At 74.2% G+C, this 23,865-nt stretch carries 28 protein-coding genes; 17 read left to right on the top strand and 11 right to left on the bottom strand.

Features of this window, described 5'->3' with window-relative positions:
- Both ABT299_RS45030 and ABT299_RS45025 read left to right on the top strand, forming a co-directional pair.
- The coding region (locus ABT299_RS45030) for a DUF5753 domain-containing protein (RefSeq protein ID WP_500254564.1) at window positions 1-426 on the top strand (426 nt) is incomplete at its 5' end.
- 5 nt (window positions 427-431) lie between these two features.
- On the top strand, window positions 432-656 hold the full coding sequence (locus tag ABT299_RS45025) for a DUF397 domain-containing protein (RefSeq protein ID WP_500254563.1): 225 nt from the start codon (window positions 432-434) through the stop codon (window positions 654-656).
- Between the two features lie 61 nt (window positions 657-717).
- Here ABT299_RS45025 and ABT299_RS45020 read toward each other — a convergent pair whose 3' ends face one another.
- The 4 genes from ABT299_RS45020 to ABT299_RS45005 form a co-directional block, all read right to left on the bottom strand.
- Window positions 718-1,401 (bottom strand): hypothetical protein, encoded by a 684-nt coding sequence (locus ABT299_RS45020; RefSeq protein ID WP_500254562.1) that lies wholly within the window; start codon window positions 1,399-1,401, stop codon window positions 718-720.
- A gap of 283 nt (window positions 1,402-1,684) precedes the next feature.
- A complete protein-coding gene (locus ABT299_RS45015) occupies window positions 1,685-2,080 on the bottom strand; it encodes a hypothetical protein (protein ID WP_500254561.1) in 396 nt (131 codons plus the stop codon).
- Window positions 2,077-2,421 (bottom strand): hypothetical protein, encoded by a 345-nt coding sequence (locus tag ABT299_RS45010; protein WP_500254560.1) that lies wholly within the window; start codon window positions 2,419-2,421, stop codon window positions 2,077-2,079. Before ABT299_RS45010 ends, ABT299_RS45015 begins: the two co-directional genes overlap by 4 nt.
- Before the next feature lie 508 nt (window positions 2,422-2,929).
- Window positions 2,930-3,406: a hypothetical protein gene (locus ABT299_RS45005; RefSeq protein ID WP_500254559.1), complete on the bottom strand. Its 477-nt coding sequence runs from the start codon at window positions 3,404-3,406 to the stop codon at window positions 2,930-2,932.
- 101 nt (window positions 3,407-3,507) lie between these two features.
- Between ABT299_RS45005 and ABT299_RS45000 the strand changes: the two genes are divergently transcribed.
- From ABT299_RS45000 to ABT299_RS44980, 5 genes are all read left to right on the top strand, one after another.
- On the top strand, window positions 3,508-4,080 hold the full coding sequence (locus ABT299_RS45000; RefSeq protein ID WP_500254558.1) for a hypothetical protein: 573 nt from the start codon (window positions 3,508-3,510) through the stop codon (window positions 4,078-4,080).
- A gap of 111 nt (window positions 4,081-4,191) precedes the next feature.
- Window positions 4,192-4,419, top strand: a complete 228-nt coding sequence (locus tag ABT299_RS44995) for a hypothetical protein (protein ID WP_500254557.1) — start codon at window positions 4,192-4,194, stop codon at window positions 4,417-4,419.
- A gap of 24 nt (window positions 4,420-4,443) precedes the next feature.
- Entirely contained in the window at window positions 4,444-4,611 is a 168-nt protein-coding gene (locus ABT299_RS44990) for a hypothetical protein (protein WP_500254556.1), read from the top strand.
- Between the two features lie 13 nt (window positions 4,612-4,624).
- Window positions 4,625-5,311: a DUF6248 family natural product biosynthesis protein gene (locus tag ABT299_RS44985; protein ID WP_500254555.1), complete on the top strand. Its 687-nt coding sequence runs from the start codon at window positions 4,625-4,627 to the stop codon at window positions 5,309-5,311.
- An 83-nt stretch (window positions 5,312-5,394) separates the two neighbouring features.
- Window positions 5,395-5,748: a helix-turn-helix transcriptional regulator gene (locus ABT299_RS44980; protein ID WP_500254554.1), complete on the top strand. Its 354-nt coding sequence runs from the start codon at window positions 5,395-5,397 to the stop codon at window positions 5,746-5,748.
- Here the strand turns inward: ABT299_RS44980 and ABT299_RS44975 are convergent.
- The 3 genes from ABT299_RS44975 to ABT299_RS44965 all read right to left on the bottom strand — a co-directional run bounded on the left by ABT299_RS44975 (window position 5,745) and on the right by ABT299_RS44965 (window position 7,127).
- Window positions 5,745-6,053: a hypothetical protein gene (locus ABT299_RS44975; RefSeq protein WP_500254553.1), complete on the bottom strand. Its 309-nt coding sequence runs from the start codon at window positions 6,051-6,053 to the stop codon at window positions 5,745-5,747. The genes ABT299_RS44980 and ABT299_RS44975 overlap by 4 nt on opposite strands.
- An 82-nt stretch (window positions 6,054-6,135) precedes the next feature.
- The gene (locus ABT299_RS44970; RefSeq protein ID WP_151542463.1) at window positions 6,136-6,441 is read right to left on the bottom strand and encodes a hypothetical protein; all 306 of its coding nucleotides are present in this window, start codon (window positions 6,439-6,441) and stop codon (window positions 6,136-6,138) included.
- Window positions 6,441-7,127 (bottom strand): hypothetical protein, encoded by a 687-nt coding sequence (locus ABT299_RS44965; protein WP_500254552.1) that lies wholly within the window; start codon window positions 7,125-7,127, stop codon window positions 6,441-6,443. Before ABT299_RS44965 ends, ABT299_RS44970 begins: the two co-directional genes overlap by 1 nt.
- Before the next feature lie 213 nt (window positions 7,128-7,340).
- Here ABT299_RS44965 and ABT299_RS44960 point away from each other — a divergent pair, with 213 nt between their 5' ends.
- Together ABT299_RS44960 and ABT299_RS44955 are read left to right on the top strand one after the other, a co-directional pair.
- Window positions 7,341-8,102: a hypothetical protein gene (locus tag ABT299_RS44960; protein WP_500254551.1), complete on the top strand. Its 762-nt coding sequence runs from the start codon at window positions 7,341-7,343 to the stop codon at window positions 8,100-8,102.
- Complete coding sequence (locus ABT299_RS44955; RefSeq protein WP_500254550.1) at window positions 8,099-8,311, top strand: hypothetical protein; 213 nt, start codon at window positions 8,099-8,101, stop codon at window positions 8,309-8,311. Before ABT299_RS44960 ends, ABT299_RS44955 begins: the two co-directional genes overlap by 4 nt.
- 42 nt (window positions 8,312-8,353) lie before the next feature.
- Here the strand turns inward: ABT299_RS44955 and ABT299_RS44950 are convergent, their stop codons facing one another.
- Window positions 8,354-8,944, bottom strand: a complete 591-nt coding sequence (locus ABT299_RS44950) for a hypothetical protein (protein ID WP_500254549.1) — start codon at window positions 8,942-8,944, stop codon at window positions 8,354-8,356.
- Window positions 8,945-9,114: 170 nt separating this feature from the next.
- Here ABT299_RS44950 and ABT299_RS44945 point away from each other — a divergent pair, with 170 nt between their 5' ends.
- Entirely contained in the window at window positions 9,115-9,363 is a 249-nt protein-coding gene (locus tag ABT299_RS44945; protein ID WP_500254548.1) for a hypothetical protein, read from the top strand.
- Between the two features lie 332 nt (window positions 9,364-9,695).
- Window positions 9,696-11,480 carry a hypothetical protein gene (locus ABT299_RS44940; protein ID WP_500254547.1) on the top strand — a complete coding sequence of 595 codons (1,785 nt, stop codon included), beginning with the start codon at window positions 9,696-9,698 and terminating at the stop codon, window positions 11,478-11,480.
- An 853-nt stretch (window positions 11,481-12,333) separates the two neighbouring features.
- On the opposite strand, the gene ABT299_RS44935 is transcribed toward ABT299_RS44940, so the two are convergent.
- Window positions 12,334-13,335, bottom strand: coding sequence for a tyrosine-type recombinase/integrase (locus tag ABT299_RS44935; protein WP_500254546.1), 1,002 nt, complete (start codon window positions 13,333-13,335; stop codon window positions 12,334-12,336).
- Window positions 13,335-13,676, bottom strand: coding sequence for a hypothetical protein (locus ABT299_RS44930; protein WP_500254545.1), 342 nt, complete (start codon window positions 13,674-13,676; stop codon window positions 13,335-13,337). Before ABT299_RS44930 ends, ABT299_RS44935 begins: the two co-directional genes overlap by 1 nt.
- A gap of 216 nt (window positions 13,677-13,892) precedes the next feature.
- Between ABT299_RS44930 and ABT299_RS44925 the strand changes: the two genes are divergently transcribed.
- The 5 genes from ABT299_RS44925 (at window position 13,893) to ABT299_RS44905 (ending at window position 17,294) form a co-directional block, all read left to right on the top strand.
- Window positions 13,893-15,344, top strand: coding sequence for a hypothetical protein (locus tag ABT299_RS44925; RefSeq protein ID WP_500254544.1), 1,452 nt, complete (start codon window positions 13,893-13,895; stop codon window positions 15,342-15,344).
- A 20-nt stretch (window positions 15,345-15,364) separates the two neighbouring features.
- Window positions 15,365-15,757 carry a hypothetical protein gene (locus ABT299_RS44920; protein ID WP_500254543.1) on the top strand — a complete coding sequence of 131 codons (393 nt, stop codon included), beginning with the start codon at window positions 15,365-15,367 and terminating at the stop codon, window positions 15,755-15,757.
- 137 nt (window positions 15,758-15,894) lie between these two features.
- Entirely contained in the window at window positions 15,895-16,197 is a 303-nt protein-coding gene (locus tag ABT299_RS44915; RefSeq protein ID WP_500254542.1) for a hypothetical protein, read from the top strand.
- 27 nt (window positions 16,198-16,224) lie between these two features.
- Entirely contained in the window at window positions 16,225-16,506 is a 282-nt protein-coding gene (locus ABT299_RS44910) for a hypothetical protein (protein ID WP_500254541.1), read from the top strand.
- Complete coding sequence (locus ABT299_RS44905) at window positions 16,503-17,294, top strand: HNH endonuclease family protein (RefSeq protein ID WP_500254540.1); 792 nt, start codon at window positions 16,503-16,505, stop codon at window positions 17,292-17,294. Before ABT299_RS44910 ends, ABT299_RS44905 begins: the two co-directional genes overlap by 4 nt.
- Here ABT299_RS44905 and ABT299_RS44900 read toward each other — a convergent pair.
- Window positions 17,291-18,007: a nuclease-related domain-containing protein gene (locus tag ABT299_RS44900; RefSeq protein WP_500254539.1), complete on the bottom strand. Its 717-nt coding sequence runs from the start codon at window positions 18,005-18,007 to the stop codon at window positions 17,291-17,293. The genes ABT299_RS44905 and ABT299_RS44900 overlap by 4 nt on opposite strands.
- A 564-nt stretch (window positions 18,008-18,571) precedes the next feature.
- Between ABT299_RS44900 and mobF the strand changes: the two genes are divergently transcribed.
- On the top strand, window positions 18,572-23,854 hold the full coding sequence (gene mobF / locus ABT299_RS44895) for a MobF family relaxase (RefSeq protein ID WP_500254538.1): 5,283 nt from the start codon (window positions 18,572-18,574) through the stop codon (window positions 23,852-23,854).
- The last annotated feature ends 11 nt before the right edge of the window (window positions 23,855-23,865 follow it).

Genomic DNA, 23,865 nt, shown 5'->3' with positions numbered 1-23,865 from the left:
GAGATCGAACGCCGGGTCGAGATGCGCATGACGCGACAGCGGATCTTGGAGCACGCCGACCCGCTCATGATGTGGGCGATCGTGGACGAGGCCGCGCTACGACGGCCGTTCGGCACGACCGCCGACCGCATCGAGCAGTTGCGGCGCCTGGTCGACGCCGACGAGCGCGAGAACGTGACCGTGCAGGTCATGCCGTTCAGCAAGGGGCTGCACGCGGGCATGGCGTGCGGCTTTGTGATCCTCACCTACGCCGAGGACCCCGCCATCGTCTACATCGAGACGGGCGCCAGCGGTAACGCCTTGTACCTGGACCGGGCCGAGGACCTGGACCGGCATAGTCTGAGATTCCAACATCTACAGGCCACCGCGATGGGCAGGGAAGAATCCGTTAAGTTCCTCTCGGACCTGATCAAAGAGTTGAAGTGAGGACCATGCAGTCACCGTCACGGCCTTCCCCCGCAGACTTCACCGGCGCGCACTGGCGGAAGTCCTCACGCAGCCAGGGCACCGGAGGTGAGTGCGTCGAGGTCGCGCGCATCCCCGGCCTGGTCGGCGTCCGCGACTCCAAGGACCCGGCGGGCCCGGCCCTGGTGTTCGAGCCCGCCGCACTGCGCGCCCTCGCCGCGCAGATCAAGCGAGGAGAGCACCACCTCTAACGGCCAGCGCGAGCAGGGGCCCGGGGACGATGTCCCCGGGCCCCTGCTTTTGCTCTCCGAGTCAGGCGATCGGCACCACGCCGCCGACCAACCGACCGGTACGAGCGGCGGCCGCGAGGCGCTCGCCGATCCGGTCCGGGGCGGTGTGCGAGCCGAGGCCGGAGGCGACCAGGAGCACGCAACCGCCGACCACCGCGGCGGCCGCCGCCCACCCGTCCGGGAGGACGAGCTCGCCGTCGTACAACAACGCCCGATCCGGCTGCGTGAGGGTCAGCCAGTCCGGCCCGAGAGCGGCGCGCCATCCGGCGGCCGCGCCCACCTCGGCGAGCCGGGCGAGATCGGCGACCAGGTCCAGGCCGAGGCCGAGCAGGTGCGCGGCGACCTTGTCGACGCGCTCGCCCCCAGGATCGCCGCCGGCGACGGTATCGGCCAGGTCGACCACCAGGAGCGGCACGTCTCCGGCCAGGCCCGCCGTCGCGGTCGCAGGCCGGGACGCCGCGAGCGACTCGCGCAGCCCGGCCACCTGCCGGACCGGGGCGTCCGGGACGCACCACGGGTGCACGAGCCGCGCTGCGGTCACCAGCCCCTCGCGCAGGAGCACGACCTCCGCGATACCGTCCACCGCGCCGGCGTCTCCGCAGACCGCGCACGTCCACCCGTCCGCACCCGCGCGGGCGAGCTGCTCGACGTCGGCCGGGTCGATCTCGCCGACGAGCTCGGGCGCCACATCCACCGTCAACACCACGTACGCCCTTCCGTTCAGGTCACCGGGTTCCCACGGTAGGGCGGGCACGGGGTCGAGGCGGGCCGATTCCCAGCGTGGCCGGGCTCGGTCGCGGGCTGGGGGAATCGCTGCCGCGGAGCTTCCGGTGCTCGGGCCGTAGACGGCCCTGCGCTCCGGGTCTCCTTGCCCTCGAATCGACCGTGCTGCAGGACGACGGCCGGGACGCCGGTGCAGGTCAGCGCGCCACCGTCAGGCCCGTACGTGGCAGGGGAGACGGGCCGGGTTCGGAGGAGTCAGCAGGAGATCAGGGGAGGGACTCGAAGCCGAGGGAGGGCACCAGGGCGCGCAGTTGCGGGCCCCGATCGGTGACGACGGGCCAGCCGCGGTTACCGGCGATCACAGCGACGTGCGCCGCGACCAGGTCCGGCGGGCCGAAGGGAGAGCGTTCGAGGAGCTCGCCGACCGGAGCGGCGGCGCGATCATCCAGCGGGAAGGAGAGCGTGATGCTCTGCTCGACCAGCGCGGCGAGGGTGAGGCGTCCCTGTGCAGGGACCTGCGACCAGGCCAGCGTGAGCGCCGTCGAGGGCACCGCAAGCGGGATCACCTGGTCAAGCGCCGTCGCGACGAGTGCCCGGGTGTAGTGGGTCCGACCGGTCGCAACGTCGACCAGCGCGGCCACGTCCAGGACGCGGCCCCTCACGAAGCGCGAAGGTGCACGCCGTACTTGTCGGCCGCCGCGGCGTCGACCTCCGCCAACAGCTCGGCGTCGCCGGGCTCGGCGTCCACGCCCAGCGAGCGCCGCGCCCAGGCGTCCGCGCGCCGCTGCTCGGCCGAGTCCTCCGCCGGGCCCCACAACTCGCGCAGCCGCTCCAGGCCCTCCGCCGGCGACACGTGGCCGGGTACCCCGGCCAGCTCGCCGGAGCGCTCGGCAGTCAGCCGCACCAGCGCAGCGGGCAGCCGCTCGGCGTCGAGCTCGTCCACCACCCGGTGCAGCTCGGCCCGCAGCTCGGCCGCTCGCGCGGCGCCGTCCTGGTCGCTCATGGCCCCGAGTGTACGCCGCCGCGCACTGGCAGCCCTGCGGGCTGTAGCGGCCTACGGCCGCCCCCCTTTCTCCCCCGACCCGAGGCCGGATGGTACGTGCCGCCCGGAACCCGTCAAGGGCGCCTACGGCGTCGCTACGCGATGGCCTACGGCCACCCTTGACGGAACCCGCGCGGCACTGGCTCAGGTACTCGTCGGGTCGGGGAAAGAAAGGGGGCGGGGGAGTGAGGGCACGGGGCCCGGTCCCCGCCCGACCGCTGCTCACCACGGGGCCGGACACAAGCCCAAGAGCATCGAATGCACGTTCGACGTAGAGTGCGCATGTGCAGGTGAGAGACCCCGACCAGGACGAGCCGCCCAGGGTGTGCCCCTACGGCCACGACCTCGCCGAGACGGGTACCGATGTGGGTTGGTCGCCCTGCCAGTGCTCGGCCGCGATCGGCGACCGCAGGCGCGGCCTGTGGGGCCGCCCCAACCGGTCCGGCGGCATCCGGCGAGGCCGCGGCGATCACGCCCAGCGGGCCGGCGCCCCCGGATCGCCGATGCCGCCCACGGCCCCGACCGAGGGCGGGAACGGCGCCGGCGGGAACGGCGGCAGCGGCGGCCGCCGCGGTGCGTGACCCTGGTCGAGCGCGGCCCGCGCGTCATCGTCCAGCACGGCCCCGACGAGCTCCAGGACCAGCGGCGGCGAGCACGCCGGCGGGCCCGACCGCCCCGCGCCCCACGGCCCGACGAGCAGGAGCGGCACCTCGCACTGGCCGCACCGGGTGACCCAGACCGTGACCCCGTGCGCCACCCGGGCCGGATGCCGAGCGCCGCGCGGATGGTCGGTCAGCTCGGCGACGTCCGCCCGGCTCCAGCTCGGCAAGTGCGTTCCCCCGGACATGCAGCCGCCATGGTCGACCAGCCGCAGCGAGGCCCGCGAGGAGTGGCCAGCGGTGATGACGGCGGGGACGACGGGCTCGGAGCCCAGGGGATCGCTCATGGGTCGCACCGTAGCCACGCCCGCCCCGTGTTGCGACCGTACGTAGTGGGCTGTATGCATTCTGTGATGCGATCTCGACTCCTGATCCGGGGGACCGGCTGATGTACGGCGATCTCCCGCCCTCCGCGTACTCGCGCATCCCGCCCGAGGCGCCCACGCACCCCGAGCCCGGCCACGTGCCCTACCGGCAGCCCACGCGCCGCCGCTGGCTCGTCCCCGCCGTCGCCGGCCTGCTCGCGGCTTTCGCTGTCGCCGCCGTCATGCAGCTCGCCGACGACGGCGGGCACAGCGGCGCCGACGCCGCCACGAGAACGAGCACCAGGCCGAGCCCGACGAGCGCCAGGACGAGGACGCCGGCGCCCGCAGCGCCGCTCCCGAGCACACCGGCCCCGGCCTCGCCGACGCCCACGAGCGCCAGCCCGACCCCGCGCAGCAAGCCACACCACCACCACAGCCGCACGCACCACCACGGCGCCGCGGCGCCGGCGCCCGCACCCCGACCGAGGCAGGCCCGCCCGCACGCCCACCACCCACGGCCGCGCCCGCACCACCACCACGCCCGACCACGCCACCGCCGCCCCGCCGGATGGGTGCGGACCGAGTGCCGCCGCCGGTACCACGACGCCGCCCACATCGCCGCCTGCCAGGCCGCGCTCGGCGGCATGTTCCGGTAGGGCCCGAGCCGCGAAGAACCTGCGGTGATCTGCCCCGCCGCACGCAGTGCAGTTTTAAAACTGCTACAATGAGAAGCGGAAGGCAGGACCACCACCGAAGGAGCCCGCACCATGACCCTCGCCGCGATCACCCTGGTTGCCGCCCTCGCCGCGCTGCTGCTCTATCTCGCCCCGCTCCCCACGCTCGCCGGCGCGGTCGCCCTCGCCGCGCTCATGCACCCCGCCGCCACCACGGCCGCCGCGCACCTGCTCGCCGTCCTGGTCATTGCCGCCGCCGCCACCGTCACGTGGCGCGAGCTGCGCGGCAGCGGATGGCGCCTGCTCGTCATCCGAAGCTAGTGCAGTTTTAAAACTGGAGCCATCGTGCCGGACAAGCCCCGCCCCCGTCTCGACTGGAGCAAGGCCCGCGTCAGCCCCCAGCCCGAGCCGTGCGTGATCTGCGGAAAGCCCGCGCTGATGCGCAGCCCGGACCGCGACGTCCCCTGTCACAAGACCTGTGCCGAGCAGTGGCTCGGCGACCGCGACCGCTGAGGAGGCCGCCCCGATGATGACCGACACCGCCGCCGCGTGGGTCCGCGAGCACGCATGGACCCCGGCCATGCGCCGTACCTTCGCCGACGTCCCCGGGTTCTTCCTGGCGTGCGCCTGCCAGTACACCGGCGCCGAGTGCCGCCACGGCGACCGGTGCCACCGGCGCGAGCCGCTCACGCTCCCGATCGGCAGCATCCTGCGGCGCGGCGGGGAGCACACCGCCCTCCTTCCCCAGCCCTACGAGCACCCGACGCCGACCGCCACCGGCCCGCGCGTCATCGCCGACGCGCAGGTCTGGTACGCCGATCGCACCTGCCGATGGGTCTGCGACTGCGAGTGCCACAGCGCCGCCGGACGCGCCGCCGTCCTCGCATGGGTGATCAGGACCGGCCTCTACCCCGAGGACGCCACCGAGGACGAGCTCACCCCGCCGGCCTACCGCGCGTACCGCGCCGAGATGGTCACCCGCCGCAGCATCCAGGCCAGCAAGGAGCGCCGCGAGCGCAAGGCCGCCGAGCTCGCCGAGCGGGCGGCCGCCAATGACGCCGAGGCCCGCAGGAAGCGCGACCGCCGCGACGCGATGCGCGAATGGGCCGCCGAGCACCGTTGGCCGATCGGCAAGGGCCGCATCCCGTCCGCCGTTGCCGAGGCGTACGCCGTCGACCAGGAGGACGCCGCCGGACAAGGCGTGATCTTCTAGCGCGCTGCCCTGCCGCTGTAGCGGTCCGGGAGGACCCACCCGCCTATGCTGGCAGTTTTAGAACTGTCGAGAGGAGCGCCGCCATGCCCACCGACGAGCCGACCGAACGCCGCGGCGTCGAGCCCGTTGAGGTCGTCGACCTCGCCGAGCACGCCCAAGCCCTCGCCAAGGCCCGCGCCGCCGGGACCGCGCCCCCGGCCGGGCGCCTGCTCGGCCTGCCCGAGCTGCCCAACGCAGATGTGTGGGTCGACACCGCCGGCGCGGCCGCCGTGACCGGCATCGCGCCCAAGACCATCACCGGATGGCTCAGCAGAGGCGGGCCGAAGGCCCTGCCGTTCCCGGCCGCGCGCCGGTTCCTCTATCGCACCTACTGGCCGCTGTCCGAACTCGAGGATTGGACGGAGGCGTACCGGGCCGAGCAGCAGAGCGGCGCCTAACTGGTGGGGACTGACGGGGCGAACAGGTGGCACGCCCGGTGCCGCAGGTCCTCCGCCGCGACGAGCCGCGCGGCGTCGCCGGCGTCCGCAGCGACCGCACGCCACTCGCCGCAGGTCGTGCAGTCCGGCACGTAGGCCGGGACCCGGTCGAGGTGATCGGCGGTCACGTGCCGGGCGAGTTCCTCCTGAACCAGCAGCGTGGCAGCCTGCCGACCCGCCGCGAGGTGCGAACGGTAGAGCTCGTGCAGGTCCGCGCAGACCACGCACGCGAGCAGCCACGCCGGGGGAGTGGGCAAGGGGGCCATGGCCGCGACCCTACCCCGGCAGAACGGGCGACGGCCCCGGACCGTTGAGGGTCCAGGGCCGCCGCGTACACGCGTCGACGCCTCAGGGGCCGGGATCGAGCCGGGCCCGCGCCGGAGGGAGCGCCCGCCCGCCGGGGGAGAGGCCGGGACGTGGCGAGCGCCGCGGCGTCGAGGACGAGGAGGCGTCGCCAGCGTCGGCTCGGACGCGGACCGGCGGGCCCGCCGGCGTCACCTCCACCACGACCCGCAGGCCGCCATCGCGGCGGTTGGGGAGTTCGGTCTCGTCGCCGACGTGCAGCAGGCCGGAGGCCCGCATCAGCGGGAGCAGGAGCTCGGCGACCTCGCGGACCCGGTCGGGATCGCTGTGCATGATCCGGAGCTGCACCATCACGCCTCCCGCTTCGCGGTGGGCAGCGTGGCCAGCGGCGACCGGCGCCCCGCGGGCGTCGCGCGTACCGCGTCCAGGTCAACGCCCGGGTGCTCGGCGACCGCGTCCAGGTCGAGGGCCCGGTACAGCGGCACGAGCTGCCCGAAGTAGCGCGAGTTCCCCCAGTCGGCCGGCGCCACGACGCCGGCGCGCACGAGGTGCCCGAAGTCGCTGCGCCGGATGCGCAGGTAGGCCGCCGCTTCGTCGGCGACCATCAGCCGCCCGTCCCGCTCGGCCTGTGCCAGCACCGCCGCGGCGTCCGCCCGCCCGGCCAGCGCCTCCAGGGCCCGCCCGCAGTACAGGGGCCGCTCCTTGTACGCGCCGACGACCGGGAGTTGCCCAGTACGGACCAGCTCGCGGACGGCGTCGCCGGACACCTCGATACCGAGCCGCTCGCCGAGCACCTCCACCGCGCGGCCGGCGCCCATGTCCGGCAGCGCCCCGACCTTGGCCCGCAGCTCCTCCAGCCCCTCGCGGATCCGCTCGGCTGCGTCCACCGACCAGCGCCCGCCCGCCCGGTCCGGCCCGTCGACCAGGCCGAGGCGCCGCGCGCGGTCCAGCCACCACCAGTGCGGCACGCCCAGGTGATCGGCCAGCTGTAGCGGCCCGAACGACGACAGCCGCCGCCGCTCCTTCGTCTGCGTCATCACGTACCCCGTTCACCGGCCCGCCGGCAGCCGGGCCGCACTCGCCGGACAGCGCCCACAGGACGCCGAGAACGCCCCGAACGTAACCCCCGCGCGGCCCCCGCCGCAACCGGTTCGCGAACGCCGAAAGTGGCTCTGACCAGTCAACTTTAAAGTACGTTCTTTATCTAGCACGCGTTGACACGTACGTGTCAAAACTGCGAGGATGGAGCCATGACGACGACATCCGCCACCGCCTCAACCGCCGACGCGCCCGCCGACGAGGGCGGCGTCACCTCGCTCCTGGTCGCCGAGCTCGAACGCGTTTGGGCCGCGATCATCCGGCGGCACCCGGATGTGCCGCCGGTCGTGGTCACGCTCGCGTCCGGCACGGTCGGTGTCCCGGCCGGGAGCATCACGCTCGGGCACTTCGCCGGGGCCCGGTGGGAACACCTGGAGCGCGGCGAGCTCGCCGAACTGTTCGTTGCCGGCGAGGGCCTCGCGCGCGGCGCCCGCGACGTGCTCGGCACGCTGCTGCACGAGGCCGCGCACGGCGTCGGCTGGACGCGGGGGATCCGCAACACCTCGCGCCAGGGCCGCTACCACAACACCGAGTACAAGAAGCTCGCTATGGAGCTCGGCCTCACCGTGGCCCGGGTCGACCCGATCGGCTGGTCCGGCACCGACGTGCCCGACACCACCGCCGACGAGTACGCCGACGAGCTCGCCAAGCTCGGCGCGGTGATCCGTGCGCACCGCCGCTCCGAGCACACCGCCTTCACGATCGGCGCCGGGGGAGGCGGCGAGGACGGCGAGGAGGCCGGGGGAGCGGAGGACGTGCGCACCAGCAACAACAACGGCGTGGCGGCGCTGTGCGGCTGCCAGCCGCCCCGCCGGATCCGGATCGCGCCGTCCGTCCTCGCGCTCGGCGAGATCGAGTGCAAGGTCTGCGAGGAGACCTTCATGGACCCGGACGAGGAGGACGAGGGACGATGACCGTTGACGAGCTGCGCGCAGCGCTCGCCGGCCTGCCCGGCGACATGCCCGTGATCCTGGTCGGCGAGGGCGGCGCCTACTCGCCCGCCGCCGGCGTCACCGTCGCCAAGTACCTCGCCACCAGCACGTGGGAGGGCGAGCGGTACGAGCAGGACGAGGCCGCCCCAGACGGCGCCCACCAGGCCGCCTACATCGCTGCTACCTGGTGACTTTAAAGTACGTGCTTAAGGGTGGCCGCCGCGCGGCCACCCTTAACGCGTCTCGGCGCCGCCCTGGTCCGGCCACAGGACGCGCTGATACCCGGCGCGCCAGATGTCGCCCGGGGTAACCACCCGCGCCGCGAGCTCTTCGTACTCCCGCAGCTCGCGCCCCGTCAGCAGCCCCGGGAAGGCGTCGCGGAACGCCCGCAGGTCGGCGATGGGGGAGGAGTGCCAGCAGGCCGCCCGGACGCGCTCGACCAGGCCCGCCGACAGGTTCGCGCCGATGCGCTCCGGGAAGCCCTGCGCTCGGGCCCCGGGCCACCGGCCGGAGACCGCCGTTTCCGGCGCCGCCGGCCAGTCGTGATCCCATCCGCGCTCCGCCAGCTCGGCGCGCACGCCGAGCGCCAGGACCGCCGCGGCGGTGTCGAGCAGCTCGCCCCGCTCGCGCAGGCCGGCGAGCCACGCCACCCGGGCCAGCTTGACCCGCGCCCGCTCGGCGCCGCTGAGCCCGGAGTCGTCCCAGCGCGGATCGTCGGCGACCAGCAGCCACCGGCGCGCCCGCTCGCCATCGACGAGCGCCGTCAGCCGGTCCGCCGTCCCGAGCCGCACCCACGCCACGACACGCACGAGCCCCTCAGCCACAGAAGAAACTTCCTTCTCTCGGAATCAGAGAACGTACTTTTTAGTTCGCCGGTCAGCGGCCATCTTGCCCGCTCAGCAGCGGGCGCGCGATACGGGCCGCGACCAAATAGTGACGCGACACGCACCCAAAGTCCCACCTGTGGGCCCAGACCTCCGCCATGATCTCCCGCATGGCTACCCCGATCGGCGCACAGCAACGGCGCAAGAAGAGGCGCCGGGCGAACGGCCCCGGCGTGGAGCTCAAAGCGCGTGTCACCCCGGAGATACGCGAGCTCGCCACGCACGGCGCCGCAGCTCGCAACGTCACCCTCGCGCGCTACATCGAAATGCTGATCGAAGAGGACGAGATCGCTCTTCACCGTCAGCGGCAGCACCAGGAGCAGGACGGCCGGGACGAGGCCGCCGAGCTATCGGCGTAGCGGCCCCGAGGCCACCCGAGGAGGACAGAGCATGAGCTGATCGAGCCGACAGGCTCGGAGAAAAGCAAGAGGCCCCAAGCGCAACTGGCGTCGGAACCTAACGCGCTCTAGGGCCTCTCCCCCAACACCCGGTCCCGACCGGCGGCTTTCTGTTGCCTCGAAACCGGGCCGAACGTCAGGAGCCCAGGATAGCCGACAGCCATGGGCTGAGTCTTCTATGCCCTAATTCGGGCGAGTCGCAGCAGGTCAGCGACCCGAACTCAGCCGACACGCCAGCAGCGCCACCCGCTCGGCGGGCATCTTGGTGCCCTCTCCGAGCCTTTGTCACGTACGTGTCAAAGGGCGATGCCGACGAGCGCCGGGCCCTCGCGGAGATCTGCCGCGACGCCGTCAAGCGCTGGTTCGCCCGGCTCGGCGTCCTCGCCCTGGCGGTCGCGCTCGCCGCGGCGGCCGCGCGGGTCCGCTACAGTGCCCGCCCGCCCCGGCCGGCGTCCAGCGACGGCCGCATGGTCCTGCCGGGGATGCGCCGCGCGACCTGGTACCGCACGGCCCGGCTGGTCGAGGCCCGCGCCGTCGCCGAGTTCGGCCAGGCCCGCCCCGGCCCCAAGCCGAAGGCGGCGGCCGCGCCGACGACGGCGCAGGAGGCCGAGGCCCGGGTTGCCGACGAGGCCGCCGCCGAGTGGCGGCGCGCGTTCACCGGCAAGCCCGTCCGGCAGATGATCGGGATGCTCGGCGACTACGCCGACGACGCCGGGCGCATCGCCAACGCCGGGCGGTTCCTCGCCTGCTACCGCAAGGCGTTCCAGTGCAGCCAGGCCGCCGCGTACGCCCACTGGCGGACCGTCCGGGAGCTCGGCCTCGTGCGGCAGACCCGGCACTCGGCCGGGCACCGCGGCGCCACCGGTCCCGCGGGCGCCGCCGACCGCTGCGCCCGCTACGTGCTGTGCTGGCCGTCCGCGCTGCTCCCCGACGCGCTGCCCGCCGAGGCCGACGCCAAGACCGCCGGGCCCCTCGCCGCGGCCGCCGCCCAGTGGGACGCCCACGCGGGCGAGGCCCTCGCCGCAGCCGATGATCTGGTCCTGTACCGGTACGGCGCCGCCACGACCACCCAGGACACCGGCCCCGACGAGCTCGCCGCACGGGCCGAACCCGCCGCCCCTGTGGATAACCCCAACCGCCCCAGCCTCTATTACCTGGAGGCGTGGCCTCTATACGCGAGGGTTTCTCCCCCCTCCCCTCCTCACCCCCCCATCCGGCGGGGTGACAGGCCGTTGTCACGACGGCCCGGGGGGCTCAACGACTACGACAGGGCCGCAGCGCGAGCGATCTTGAACCGGTGCCGTGATCACTGGGCTAGCCAGGGACAACAGCTCTCCGAGGAGGAGATCGCCCAGCTTAGCGGGCTGGTCGCGCTGGTGTCCCGGTACACCGCGCACCTGTCCGCCGGCGACCTGGTCGACATCCTCACCGAGCGCGTCCGCTCGGCGCGCGATCTGGCCGGCCTGCTGCGCTACCGCCTACAAGCCCTGCTGCGCGACCTGCGGCGCCGCCGGAACCTGCCCGTCGACGAGACCGGCGAGCACTACGCCGATCGGCTCGACCGCGCCCGGAAGGTGCCGGTCGCCGAGTCGATCGCCCAGCACGAGGCCGCCGCCGACAGCCGCGCCGAGATGCGGGCCGAGCTGGACGCCGCCCGCGCCCGCATCGCCGCCCGCCAGGCCAAGCGACGCATGGCAGCCGAGCAGGCCCGCGCCGCCCACTGGCCCCGCTGGTGCCCGCCGCCGCGGCGCCCCGCCACCGAGGCCGAGGACGTGCTCGGCGCCGAGCTCATCGCCCGGGGAATCGTCCCCGCGCCCCGGCGCCCCGGCGCGGTCGAGTCGCCCGAGGAGTTCGCCGCCGAGCTCGCCGCCCAGGGCATCACGCCCGAGGACGAGCTCGCCGCCGAGGCGGTCACCCCGTGGACCTCCCACAGCATGTCGCCGCTCTTCCAGGCCGTGGTGAACGCCAACGCCTCAGCCGAGCAGCAGGCCCACCGGCAGGCCGCCCGCGACCTCCCGCCGCTCGCCGAGGCGCTCGGCGAGCTCGACCACCTCCCCGAGACCCACCGCCCCCGGTAACAGCCGTCGCCTGTGGTGAAGAACCCCCAGCCCTTCGGGCTGGTAGCGGCCTTCGGCCGCCCCCCTTTTCCCTCCCAACCGAGGTCGGATGGTACGCGGGCCGCAGAACCCGTCAAGGGCGCCTACGGCGTCGCTACGCGATGGCCTACGGCCACCCTTGACGGAACCATGCAGCCCGCTGGCTCAGGATCTTGTCGGTCGGGAGGAAAAAAGGGGGCGGGGAGGGGAGGTCACGGGGCCCGGTCCCCGTCCGGCCGCTGCTGAGCACGGGGCCGGGGATAAGCCGCCCACCCGCCGCACGGCCCCCGCTCCCTGCGCGGCGTTCCCGTGGTCGCACGGGCGGGCGAGGGAGGGCGACCAGGCCCGGACGACGAGCACCAGGAGCACGAGCTCGGCCCCGCCGGCGCCCGCACCACCCGGGCCGCTCGGCACGGAGCGCCGCCGACGCCGCGCCGCGATGAGCACGGGCACCACCGCCGAGACAGCCGCGCTCGCCGCGGCCGCGACGACGCCCGCCATCGACTGCACAACCAGGATCGTTGTCATGCAGCCAGGCCACACCCCCGCACCAGGTGAACCGCCGGGAGAACGACCAGGAGATCAGCCGGGAGATTCACCGCCACCGTAGATGCAGTTTTAAAACTGCTATCATGGAGCGTGGAGAATCAGCCAAGAGGAGGCGCGTCATGAAGTGCACCGGAGCGATCATCTTCCACGACGACGAGGACGACGAGCCCACCGGCATGTGGTGCTGGGTCTGCGGGTCCGAGGACCACGACCCGCGCCCGAGCTGCATAGACGACTGACCCACAGACCAGAGCGGGCCCCTGGGCAACCAGGGGCCCCGTTGCCGTTAGCGGTCGAAGACGGCCCCGACGAGCTCGGCGACCTCGCTTTGACCGGCCCGGAAGTACCGGCCCGAGGTCGCCACCGAGGCGTGGCCGAGGAGGTATTGCACCTGCGCAGGGTCGGCGCCGCCGCGGCGTAGCCGCGTGCCGTAGGTGTGCCGGAGCCGATGCGGACGCAGGCCCGACAGCCCGGCCGCCTCGCCGACCGCCAGGACCACGGCAGTGATGCCGGAGATGCCCAGCGGCCCGCGCTGCCCCAGCCACAGCGGCCCGTCCTCACGGCCGCGCTCGGCGAGGTAGTCCAGCACCGCCGCACGAGCAGCAGCCGGGAGCGGCACCTCGCGCACCTGGTCGCCCTTGCCGTGCAGCCGGACCACGCCCGTGCGCGCGGTCACCGCGACGTCGCGCACCTCCAGCCGCGCGCACTCCTCCACCCGGGCGCCGGAGTACAGCAGCACCGCGACGATCGCCCGGTCCCGGGGCCCGCGCCGCGCGGCCGCGCGCTCGACCGCGCCGGCCTGCCGGTCGTCCAGGGCGTCCGGCTCGCCGGGCGGCTCGACCCGCAGCGGCCGGATCGTCAGCCGCAGGCCCGCGAGCTCGTACAACAGCCCCACCGCCGCGCGGCCCTGGTTGACGGTGGCGACCGAGGCCCGCGCGTCCAGCAGCGACCGGCGCCACGCCTTCACCGCGGCGTCCGCGCCGACCACATCGGCGAACGCATCCGGGTGCAGCTCGGCGCCGCCCTGCTCGACCAGCCACCGCACGAACGCCCGGCAGTTGCGCCGGTAGGCCCGCACCGTGTGCGCCGACAGGGCGGCCCGGTCGAGGTGGCGCTCGACGTCGACCAGGGCGCGCCCGGCGGCATCCACGACGCCAGCGACGGCGGCCGCCGTCCGTTCGGCCGAGATCGCCGAGGCCGCGCCCGCCGCCGTGGTGTACGGCTCGACCTCCGGCCGCAGCGCGACCACCTCGCCGCCCGACCCGGACCGGCTGTTACCGGCCGCCATCAGTCGGCGCCGCCCGCGCGGGCCGCGAGGAGCCGTTCCCGCTCGCGGACCAGCTCGACCGGGATCGGGTGATCGGTCGCAGCGTGCCACGCCTCGTGCGCCTTGAGCCCGTCGTCGGAGCCGCGGGCGGGCGCGTCGCCGTCGTACCAGACCATCGCCCCGCAGCGCGGGCACACGCCGTAGTGGACGCGCGGCCCGGACGCCGGCTCGATGACGTCCACCCACCACCCGGCGAGCCCGATCGGCATGCCCTCGTACAACGGCTCCACCGTCCAGACCCCGGCCGGCGGGCTCGCCGAGTCCGCCGCGGTGCTCCAGCTCGGCCCGCTCTTCGCGTCCACCGCGCCCTCCCGCTGTTATCCGCTGAGTTTCGCCCCCGCCGTCGAAGGCGCGCGGAGCACGTTATCCGCTGAGTCCGACAGTCAGCCCAGCGGATAAGACTCATTATCCACTGAGTGCCGGTCGAGACCTCTGCCTGTGACCACACGGCTTCTTTCTTTTTCTTTATTTCCTTACTTTCCTTACATTCTTTCGAGAAGGAAAGTAGACTAGGGGGCATGACCAACGACGAGCCCGCCGGCGCCGCCACGACTACGGCGGCCGATACCTGCACCTGGCCGTTGGCCCGCCGCGAGAACGTCGCGGTCGGCGCCCCGGACGAATTCGAGACCTGCCCCGAGCCGCGGCGGCCGCGCGCCGGGGACACCGGGCGCCGCCCCAAGTACTGCGCCCAGCACGATGACCCGGTCGCCGCGCACAAGCGCCGCGCTGCCCTGCGGGCGCAGGCCGGGCGAGCGACCCAGGCGGACGCCGAGACGCCGGTGACCGCGACCCGCGACCGCGCCGCGCAGATCACTCAGCTCACACTCCCCCAGCAGCTCGCCGGGCTGGAGGCGACCATGGCCGAGCTGCGCGAGCTGATGGCCACCGCCGGCGACCCGGACGCGATGCTCACCGAGATCTCCACCATCCGGTCACGGGCGGCCACCGAGGTCGCCGCCGCCAACGAGCGCGCGGCCGAGGCCGAGCAGGGGCGGCTCGCCGCCGCCGAGGCGCTCGCCGCCGCCCGCGCCGAACTCGAGGAGGCGACCGACACCGCCGAGGCCGCGATCGCCCGCATGGAGCAGGCCGAGGCCGCCCGCGAAGCCGCCGAGGACACCGCCCGCGCGGCCGACCAGCGCGCCGAGCAGGCCGACGCCGACGCCGCCGCCCGGATCGAGCAGGCCCGCGCCGAGGCCGAGCGGCAGGTCACCGCCGCCCGGGATGAGGCTGAGCAGGCCCGCGGCGAGGCCCGCGATGCCCGCAACGACGCGGCCGAGCAGATCGCCGCCGCACGCCGGGAGGCCGAGGAGCAGGTGACCGCCGCTCGCGCCGCCGCCGAAAGCCAAGCGGCCCGGGTGCGAGACGAAGCGGCCGCCCAGATCGCGGCCGCGCAGCAAGCCGCCGATCGCCAGATCGCCCAGGGCCGCCAGAACGCCGAGCAGCGGATCGCGGCCGCCGAACGCGCCGCCGCCGAGCAGATCGAGCAGGCCCGCGCCGAGGCCGAGCGAGCACGCGCCGAAACCGAGCAGGTCCGCGCGGAGGCCGAGCGGCGCGTCGCCGAGATCGAGCGGGACGCAGCCCGGTCGCAGCAGGCTGCCGAGGAGCTGCGGGCCGAGCTGGAGCGGGTGCGCGAGGACGCCGACCGCGACCGAACCGCCGCGCGCACCGACCTACAGGCCGCCCGGGAGGAGACCGCCCGCGTCCGCCAGGAGGCCGCCCAGCAGATCACCGAGGCCCGCGCCGCCATCGACCACGAGCGCGAACTCGCCGCCGAACGCCTCGCCGACCAGCGCGAACGCGCTCAGCGGGCCGAGCAGCTCGCCGACCAGGCCGCCGACCGTGCCGACCGCGCCGAGACCCGTGCCGAGCGTCTCGCCGACCGGCTCGCGCAGATCCGTCAGGATGACGGCGACGGCCCTCCAGCCGAGTCCAAGGGTCGTAGCCGACGCGGGAAGGCCGAGCAGTGATCACCGAGCATCAGTGGTCCATGGAAACGCTCAAGACCCCCTGGAAGGACGCGCTGTCGTTCCTGGTCCGGCCCCTGATCGCGGGGCAACCGTACGACTACCGGACCGAGCATGACCTTCACCGGGCGGTGAGCGGCACGCTCGGCAACGCCGGCGTCCGGTTCGCCCACGAGTTCGCGCTCACCTCGACCGAACGCATCGACTTCATCAGCCGCGGCGTGGGCATCGAGGTCAAGACCACCGGCACGATCGCCGAGGTCGGCGCGCAACTGCGCCGCTACGGCAACACCGGACGGCTCTCGGCCCTGATGCTGGTCACCACCTGCGCCGAACACCGAAGAGTGCCCGTGCACGGTTACGGAGTCCCGACCGCGATCATTCACGTGTACGCCTGGCGGCGCTGGTGGGCATGAACCGTTGAGTCCCCCAGGGCCCGGCCAGCAGCTCGCCGAGCAGGCCGCCCGGGCCGCCGGCGCCACGCCACACGACGATGACCACGACCAGGGCGGACGAACCAAACGCCGCCGCGAGCCCCCAGGAGGGATGACCAGTGGCGACCAACGACCAGGACCAGGGCGAACGCCTCAGTGACGAGGAGTGGCGCGCGCAGGTCGACAGCCAAGAGCACCTCATCCGGTACGGGTACGGCCTGCCGCCCCGCACCCCGGCCGAGCGCGCCGCCTACGCAGAGTTCGCCGAGCTCGACGCCGACGCCCCGCCGTTCGCGATCCGCAAGCTGCCGCCGCCCGAGGGCATCACCGATGCCGATATCCGCGCCCGCGCCGAACGGATGGTCTCCCCCTGGCGCAGGCCGTCCAACAGCCCCCCGGCCACCGGTGAACCGCCCTGGTAGCCCACCGAAGAGCAGGAGGCCGACCCGATGCACCCCTCTCCCCGATGGATCGCAGCCGCGTTCGCCGGCTGGACGTTGACGATGGGTGTCGCGTGCGCCGCCGGGGCGCTGTGGCGCGGCGAGTCCCTGGTCAGCAGCGTCTTAGGCGGTCTGGGTATCGCCGCCGCGTTCACCGTGCTCAGCGTCGCTGTGGAACACCAGGAGTGGAGCACCGGCCCCGAGGCCCGCGCCGAGCGGCGCCGCCGCGAGGCCGAGGAGCTGCGCCGCATGGTGTACGGCGACGAGCAGCCCCCGGACGTGCCCCGATGAGCCGCCGCAGCGCCGAGCCCGCGCAGCCGACGACCGGGCAACTGACGTTCGAGGACGCGCTCAACGAGCTCGACGCCGAGCGGGTCCAGGAGGACGGCGGCGAGGCCGGCGGCGCCGGGGCCGGACGGCCCGGCAGCGGAACCGAGCGGGACGACGGGCGCGCCGCTTGGGTTGCCGCACCGGCCGCCGGGACATCGAGCGGGGACGTTGCGGAGCCGAGCGAGGCGGCACAGCTCACCCTTGGCGGCATCCCTGCCGGCGGCCGCGCGCGAGGGCTCGGCGGGACGGTGCCGAGCGAGATCTGGCGGTCGCTGCTCGACCACGCCGACACCCGCCGCCGTTATCAAGCGCGGGTCTACCGGCGCGAAGCGGACCGGTGCTGGTACTGGCTCGGAGCCGTGTCCGACACCGGGCACGGCAAGCTCAAGGCGTCCCGCGCCGCCGGGCCGTCGATCGTGGTAACAGCCCACGTGTACGGGTGGCAGCTCGCCCACGGGCTGATCGCGGCCCGCCCCGGCGAGGACCTGGTGATCGGGCACCGCTGCGACGAGCCGAGCTGTCAGAACCCCGAGCATTGGGAGCTCATCCCGCGGGCGCGCAACGGCGAGGACTACCGGGCCCGCCGCTACCGCGGGTCCGGGCCGCTGGCCGACCGCCGCGGCGCGCACGGCCGCGCGGTCGCGATCCGGGAGGCGATCAAGGCGGCGAGGTCCGCCGGGGCCGACGTTGAGGCCGCTATCGCGGCCGCGAGCGTCGCCGGCGTCGACCAGGCGCCCGGCCTGTTCTAGTCGCGGATGCTCGGATCGGCGGGCGCTACGTAGGCCGGGAACCGGCGGGCCGCAGCCTCCGCCAGCCGCGCCACGGTCGCCGCATCGTGCACCGCCGGCAGGCCGGTGATCCACCGCCGGACCTGCCGCGCCCGCAGCAGCGGAATCCCTTCGATTTCCGGCCGCCGCCAATACGGCAGGCGGGCCCCGTGAATGGCGAGAACGGCGTGAGCTGTTACCGGGGCGCCGATATCGGCGGAGAGCCCTTGCGTGACGCGTCGCCGCTCCAGCGCGGTCGCTGCGACGATTTTCGCGCCTTTGGTCCGGCCGACGAACACCCGGCCGCGCCGGGCCTTGACCATCGTATGCCGGTGCCAGTTCTTGGAGTCGACCACGACGGGCCCGCAGGGCCCGATCACGAGATGGTCGATGTTTGCGGTATCGCCGGGCCGGTCGAGGGCCCGGTCATGTAGGACGGTGTATCCGCGCCGCTCCAGCGGCCGCAGGTACCGCGCGGTTGACCGCTCCCCTACCGCGCCGCGCCGCCACTTCGCGGCGTCGTCGTTGCGGCGCGTGGAAATGGCGACCAGAACGCCGATGGCGATCACGGCCAGGCCGAGGGCGGCGCGGGCCGAGCCGGTCAGCCACCAGGACGCGGCGAAAACCGTGATGACGGCCGCGGCGTACAGCGCCAGGCGGCGCCAGCGCCCTTGCCGGGCGAGTTCCCGCGCCATTTCACGCGCGGATGCTCCCGCGCCCGCAGGGCGCGCAGGACGGGCAGTCACGAGGGGGCTCCCTTTCGCCGAGGCCGCGCCCAAAACGCGCGCCGGTAACAGTTCCAGAATGCCGCGCCGCTCCCGCGCGGGCCGGGCGATCCGATGTTTTCGGCGGCGTTGCCGCCGACCGCAACCGGCCGCGCCGTGCCCGGTCCCCCGGCGCTGCGCGGCCCCCGTCCAGCAGCCGCCGGCGCCCGCCCCATCCGGCACGCTCGGTAACAGCCCACGCGCCGCGCCGCCGCCGCCCAGTGACACCACTGCGACCAGATCACCATCGGTCACCGCCCAGCCAGGCCCACAGCTCACCACCCCACGCACCTCTCCGCCACCGTCACCTCCAGCACCCTGCCGCCCCTCCACCATCGCACCCTCAGCACTCCCCGCCTACCGCTCTTCACAACCCTCACACCTACGCATTATTAATGATCATGGTAGGCTAGTCGCTGCGCGATGATCTTCTAGTGTCGCGCCGCAGGTCACCGGCCCGGACGCGGGCCGCCGTCGCCGAAGGGGGGTCGCCCGATGTTGAGCATCGCTCCCGGCTATGACCCCAAGTACCTCACCCGGCAGGTCGGCCGCGGCGCGGAGAACTACTACCTGTCAGCGGTCGCCGAGCACGGCGAGCCGCCCGGGGTGTGGTGGGGCCGGGGCGCTGAGGCGCTCGGCCTGGAGCCCGGCGGCGAGATCGACGGCCCGGTTTTCGAGGCGCTGTACGAGCATTTCCTTGACCCGCGAGACCCCTCGTTCTCGGACCCGGATGTCCCCACCGAAGACAAGGCCAGGCTCGGCCGCAGAAAGTCCCGCTTTCAGTCGTGGGAGACCATCTACGAGAAGTCGCTCAAGTCGGAGCCGGAGGCGTCGCCGGAGCGGCGGGAAGAGCTGCGGATCGCAGCGAAAGGCCAGGCGCGGCAGGCGGTCATCCACCACGACGCGACCTTTAGCCCGGCGAAGTCCGTGACGCTTGTGCACGCCGGTCTTCTGGCGGCCGGGCGCCGCGCCGAGACCGAGGGAAACGCCGCCCTTGCGGCGCAGTACCGGCAGGCCGCCGATGTGGTCTGGGATGGCGTGATGGCGGGCGCAGACGCCAGCCTCCGCTATCTCCAGGAGCACGCCGGCGAGGCCCGCACCGGGTATCACGGCGCGAAGGTCGCGGGACGGACCACGGGCCGGTGGATCGAGGGCGGCGGTTGGGTCGTCGGCAGGTTCCGGCAGCACACCAACCGTGACGGCGACCCGCAATTGCACGTCCACCAAGCGATTCTCAACCGGCAGGAATGCGCGGACGGGAAATGGCGGGCGCTGGACGGCATGGCGATTTACCGGGCTCGTCCGGCGGCCGCCGCGCACGGCGAACGCGTCATGGAGGAGTTCCTCACCCGCCGTCTGGGGCTGGAATTCAAGTCCCGGCCGGACGGGCAGGGCCGCGAGGTCGTCGGGGTCTCCCCCGAGCTCGTCGCCGAGTTCTCGACGCGGCGGGCCGCGATCACGGCCGAGCTGGAGAAGCGGGTGGAGGCGTATGTGGCCGCGCACGGCCGGCAGCCGTCCCCGCGGGCGATGTTCCTGCTCGCGCAGGAGGTCACCAAGGAGACCAAGAACCCCAAGCCCAAGAGCAAGGACGTCCCCTCCCCCGCCGAGCAGCTCCAGCAGTGGGAGCAGCGCACCACCGCCGCCGAGGTGCAGAAGCTCAGCGGCGTACCGGCCGACACGCTCGGCCGGGTCGAGCCCGGGACGCCGGCGCAGGAGCTCGCCGACGCCGACATGGACGCCGTGTTGCAGGCCGCCATCGCCGACGTGCAGCGGGACTCGGCGACGTGGACGCGGTACGAGCTCACGCGGGCGATCAACCGGCACCTTCCGGACTACCTCGGAGGGCTGCACCCCGAGCGGGTCGAGGCGCTGCTTGAGGGGTTGACCGATGCCGCGCTTGACCCGGCCGGACCGGCGGCGGTGCGGTTGCTGAACGCGCCGGACGTGGTCGACGTCCCGGCGGATCTGCGCCGCGAGGACGGCCGCAGCGTCTACCTCGCGCAGGCCGCCGAGCGGTACACCACGGCCGGGCAGCTCGACCGCGAAGCGGCGCTCTTGGCCGCCGCGCTTGGTCCCGGGGCGCCGCGCTTGAGTCCCGAGCAGGCCGCCGAGGCGGTCGGGATCAGTGCTCAGGAGGCCAAGCGGCGCACGCTCGCCGGGGAGCAGGTGCCTGAGGCGAGCGGGCCGCGCCCCTACGACGACCAGCACCGCGTGATCACGGGCATCCTGACGTCCGGGCGCCGCACGGACGTGTTGGTGGGCGCCGCCGGAACGGGCAAGAGCTTCACCGTCTCGCGGCTCGCGGACGCGTGGCGGCAGACGATGGGCGCGCCCGCGCTCGGCCTCACCACCTCGCAGAACGCCGCCGGAGTCCTCAAGCGCGAGGGCCTGGACGAGGCGATGAACATCGCCCGCTGGCTGCGTGCAGTGGACCAGGGCGAGTCGTCGCTCCGGCCGGGGCAACTGGTGGTGGTGGACGAGGCGTCCATGGTCAGCACCGAGCACCTGGCGCAGATTCAGGACCTCGCGAACGCGGCCGGCGCCAAGGTCGTGTGGGCCGGTGACGACGGTCAGCTCAGCGCGCCGGAGGCGGGCGGGTCGATGCGCCGCGCCGTCGAGGTCGGCGGCGCCCACCGCCTCGAAACGGTGGTGCGCTTCAAGGCGCAGTGGGAGCGGGAAGCCTCGCTGCAACTGCGCGAGGGACGGCCGGAGGCCCTCACCGCCTACGACCAGCACGGCCGACTCAGGGACGGCACCCGCGAGGAGATGGAAGCCGCCGCGGTTGAGGGCTACCTCGCCGACTACCTCGCCGGGCGCCAAACTCTGCTGCTGGCAGCCACCAACGAGCAGGCCGCCGAACTCTCCGGCCGCATCCGTGACGAACTCCGAGCGCTCGGCCGTATCGGCGGCCGCGAGACGACCCTCGGAGACGGGAACCGGGCCTCGATCGGTGATCTCGTCACCGCCCGCAGGAACACCGATCTGGAGGACAGCGACACCGGCCGCCGTGCGCCCTCCGCCGAGTTCAGCCCGGTTGAGGGTGATGACAGCATTCCGCCGAGCGAGATCACCAACCGCGACGTTCTAAAGATCGGCGCCGTCCTCGATGACGGGTCGATCATCGCTCACCTGGTCGGCGACGATGGCCAGCTTGGCGCCAGGGTCACGCTCAGCCGTGACTACGTGCGGGAGAACGTCGAGCTTGGCTATGCCGGGACGGTGCACTCGGCGCAGGGCCGCACGGTAGATACCGCGCACGCGCTCCCGGGCCAGGGGACGACTCGGGAAATGCTGTACGTGATGCTGACGCGCGGCCGCTGGTCGAACGTCGCCTACGTCGGCACCGAGGCCGAGCGCGTCGCCGACCTGCGGCCGGGGCCCGACCAGGCGCGCGACCGGTCCGCCGAGCTGCTCGGCCAGGAGACGCCCGCAGGCCCGCACCAGGACCCGCAGCTCGTGGGAGACCGGATCTCGATCCTGTCGGCCTGCCTGGAGCAGCAGGAAGCCGACCAGACCGCGCAAGAAGCCCTCGTGGAGGAGGGCGAGCGTCCCCGGCACATGGCGCACCTGGGCGCGATGTGGACCGACCAGATTCGCGAGGAGCTCCCGAAGGCGTACATCCGCCGCGCCCAGGAGGCCGGGGTGCTGTCCCCGGGCGACGCCGAGCGGCTGCGCGAGGACGACGCGCTCGGCACGCTCGGCCGCCTGCTGAGGCAGATCGAGATGTCCGGCCGCGACGCTCAAACGATCTTCCATGACGCCATCGCCGAGCGCGAGCTCGGCTCCGCCGACTCGGCCGCGCAGGTGCTGACGTGGCGGATCGGGCAGGCCGCCGAGGAGCGCGGGATCAACCTGGATCGGCTGGAGATCGCCGAGGAGCTGATCGGCGCGACGTGGGCGGAGCGGACCCCGACGACCGGCGACGAGCGCACCGACCGGTTCCTGGCCGACCTCGCAGAGCGGCAGCAGCTCCGCGAGGCCGAGCTCGGCTACGACGCCATCCAGCAGCCGCCGGCGTTCCTGGTCGAGCAGCTCGGCACGCCGCCGCCGGTGGACGACATCGCCGCCCGCGTCAGGTGGGCGGAGCGCGCGGGCCGGGTCATGGCCTACCGGGAGCAGTACGGGCACGTCTCCGAGACAGACGCGCTCGGCCCGGCGCCGTCGAGGACCTCGCCCGAGCAGCGCGCGGCATGGTGGGGAGCTCACGACGCGCTCGGCCGCCCGGACGCCTCGCGGGAGATCCGCAGCGCCAGCGACGGCGAGCTGTGGGTGATGCGGGCCCGCTACGAGCGCGCGGCCAAGTGGGCGCCGGCCTACGTCGGTCCCGAGCTCGGCCAGGTCGCCCGCGAGGCCCGCGAGCGCGAGGCCGAGGCCGTCCGGCTACGCGCCCGCGCCGCCGCGATCCAGGGCCGCGACGCCGACGCCGCCGCGGCGCTCGCCGCCCGCGCCGAGGGACAGGAGACGCTCGCCGCGACACTGCGGCAGCGGGAGGCCGCGCTCACCGAGATCCACGAGGCGCGGCAGGCGTGGAGCAAGGCGACCGAGGACGAGGCACTGATGGCGATGCGTGCCGATGCCGAACTCCGGCGCCGCGAGCACGTCGACGCCGACCGGTTGCCGCCACTGCACGTCGACCAGGCCGACGCCGCTACCCGCGCCGAGCAGGAGCGTGCGGCAGCCCGCGCCGCCGAGCAGGCGCAGCGCGAGGAGGCCGCCCGCGCCGCCGAGCGCGCGGTCCCCGCCGGTCAGCTCGCCCTTGACCTGGACGACCCGCAGATCCGTACCGCCGACGCTTGGACCAGCAGGCCCGCAGTCGCCGAGCGCGCCCAGGACTGGCAGGACCGGCCATGGTGGACGTGGCCGGAGATCGTGCGTGCCGAGGACGAGCGGCGCGCCATCGACCAGCACCGGCGGGCATGGATGCGCGGCGAGGTCGCCGACCCGCCGCCGCAGCCCGAGCCGCTCACGCCCGAACAGCAGGCCATCCACGATGCCGCGCAGCGTCAGCGCGCCGAGGCCGCCCGCTTCGCCCAGGAGCACGAGGCCCGGCAGCAGGAGGCCCGGCAGCACCAGCCGCCGGAATGGCTCCAGCAGCGGCAGGAGACGGGCCAGCGGCAGCCGGAGCCCGCCGACCGGGCACCCGCCCGGGACGGAGTCGATCCCGCTCAGCCGGTCCGCGACGAGGGCCAGGAGCAGGCCCGCCGGGTCGCCGGGCAGCAGGCCGCCGAGCGCGAGGACGTCGCCCGGGACCAGGCCGAGCGTCCCGCCGCTCAGCTCGCGCTGGACGTGTTCGGGACCGGTGACCGCACCGAAGGCGCGGGAGTCAGCGACCTTGCCGAGGCTGTCGACAAGGCCCGCGCCGCCGCTGGGATCGCTGCAGCCGCCGAAGCCGAGCGCGAGCAGCAGCGCGAGCAGGCCCGCGAGGCCGAGCAGCGCAGCCGCGCCGACGAAGCCGCCCGCGCCATCGACGTGCGGGCGACCGAACGGGCCGGGGCCGAACGCGCCGCGCTGGAGGCCCGCGAGACCAGTCGAGGCCGGGACGGCGTCGACCCCGCTCAGCCAGTCCGGGACGCGCAGCGCAGCGACCTTGAACAGGCGCGCGAGGCGGCCCGCCTCGCCGCCACCGCGTTCCCGCACCGCATCGAGGAGAGTCTCGGCCGGTCGGCCGCGGCCCGTAGCGGCTCGCGCCGTCCCGAGCCGGACGGGCCCCGGCCGACCCCCGCGCCGCGCCGTCAGCCGCCCGCGCCCGGCCGGGACGGGCCAGGGCTAGGCCGCTGAGCATGAAGAGA

Origin of the sequence: Spirillospora sp. NPDC000708, from assembly GCF_040299565.1 — a bacterium.
In the GTDB taxonomy this organism is placed as follows: domain Bacteria; phylum Actinomycetota; class Actinomycetes; order Streptosporangiales; family Streptosporangiaceae; genus Spirillospora.
This window is presented reverse-complemented; position numbering and strand designations above follow the sequence as displayed.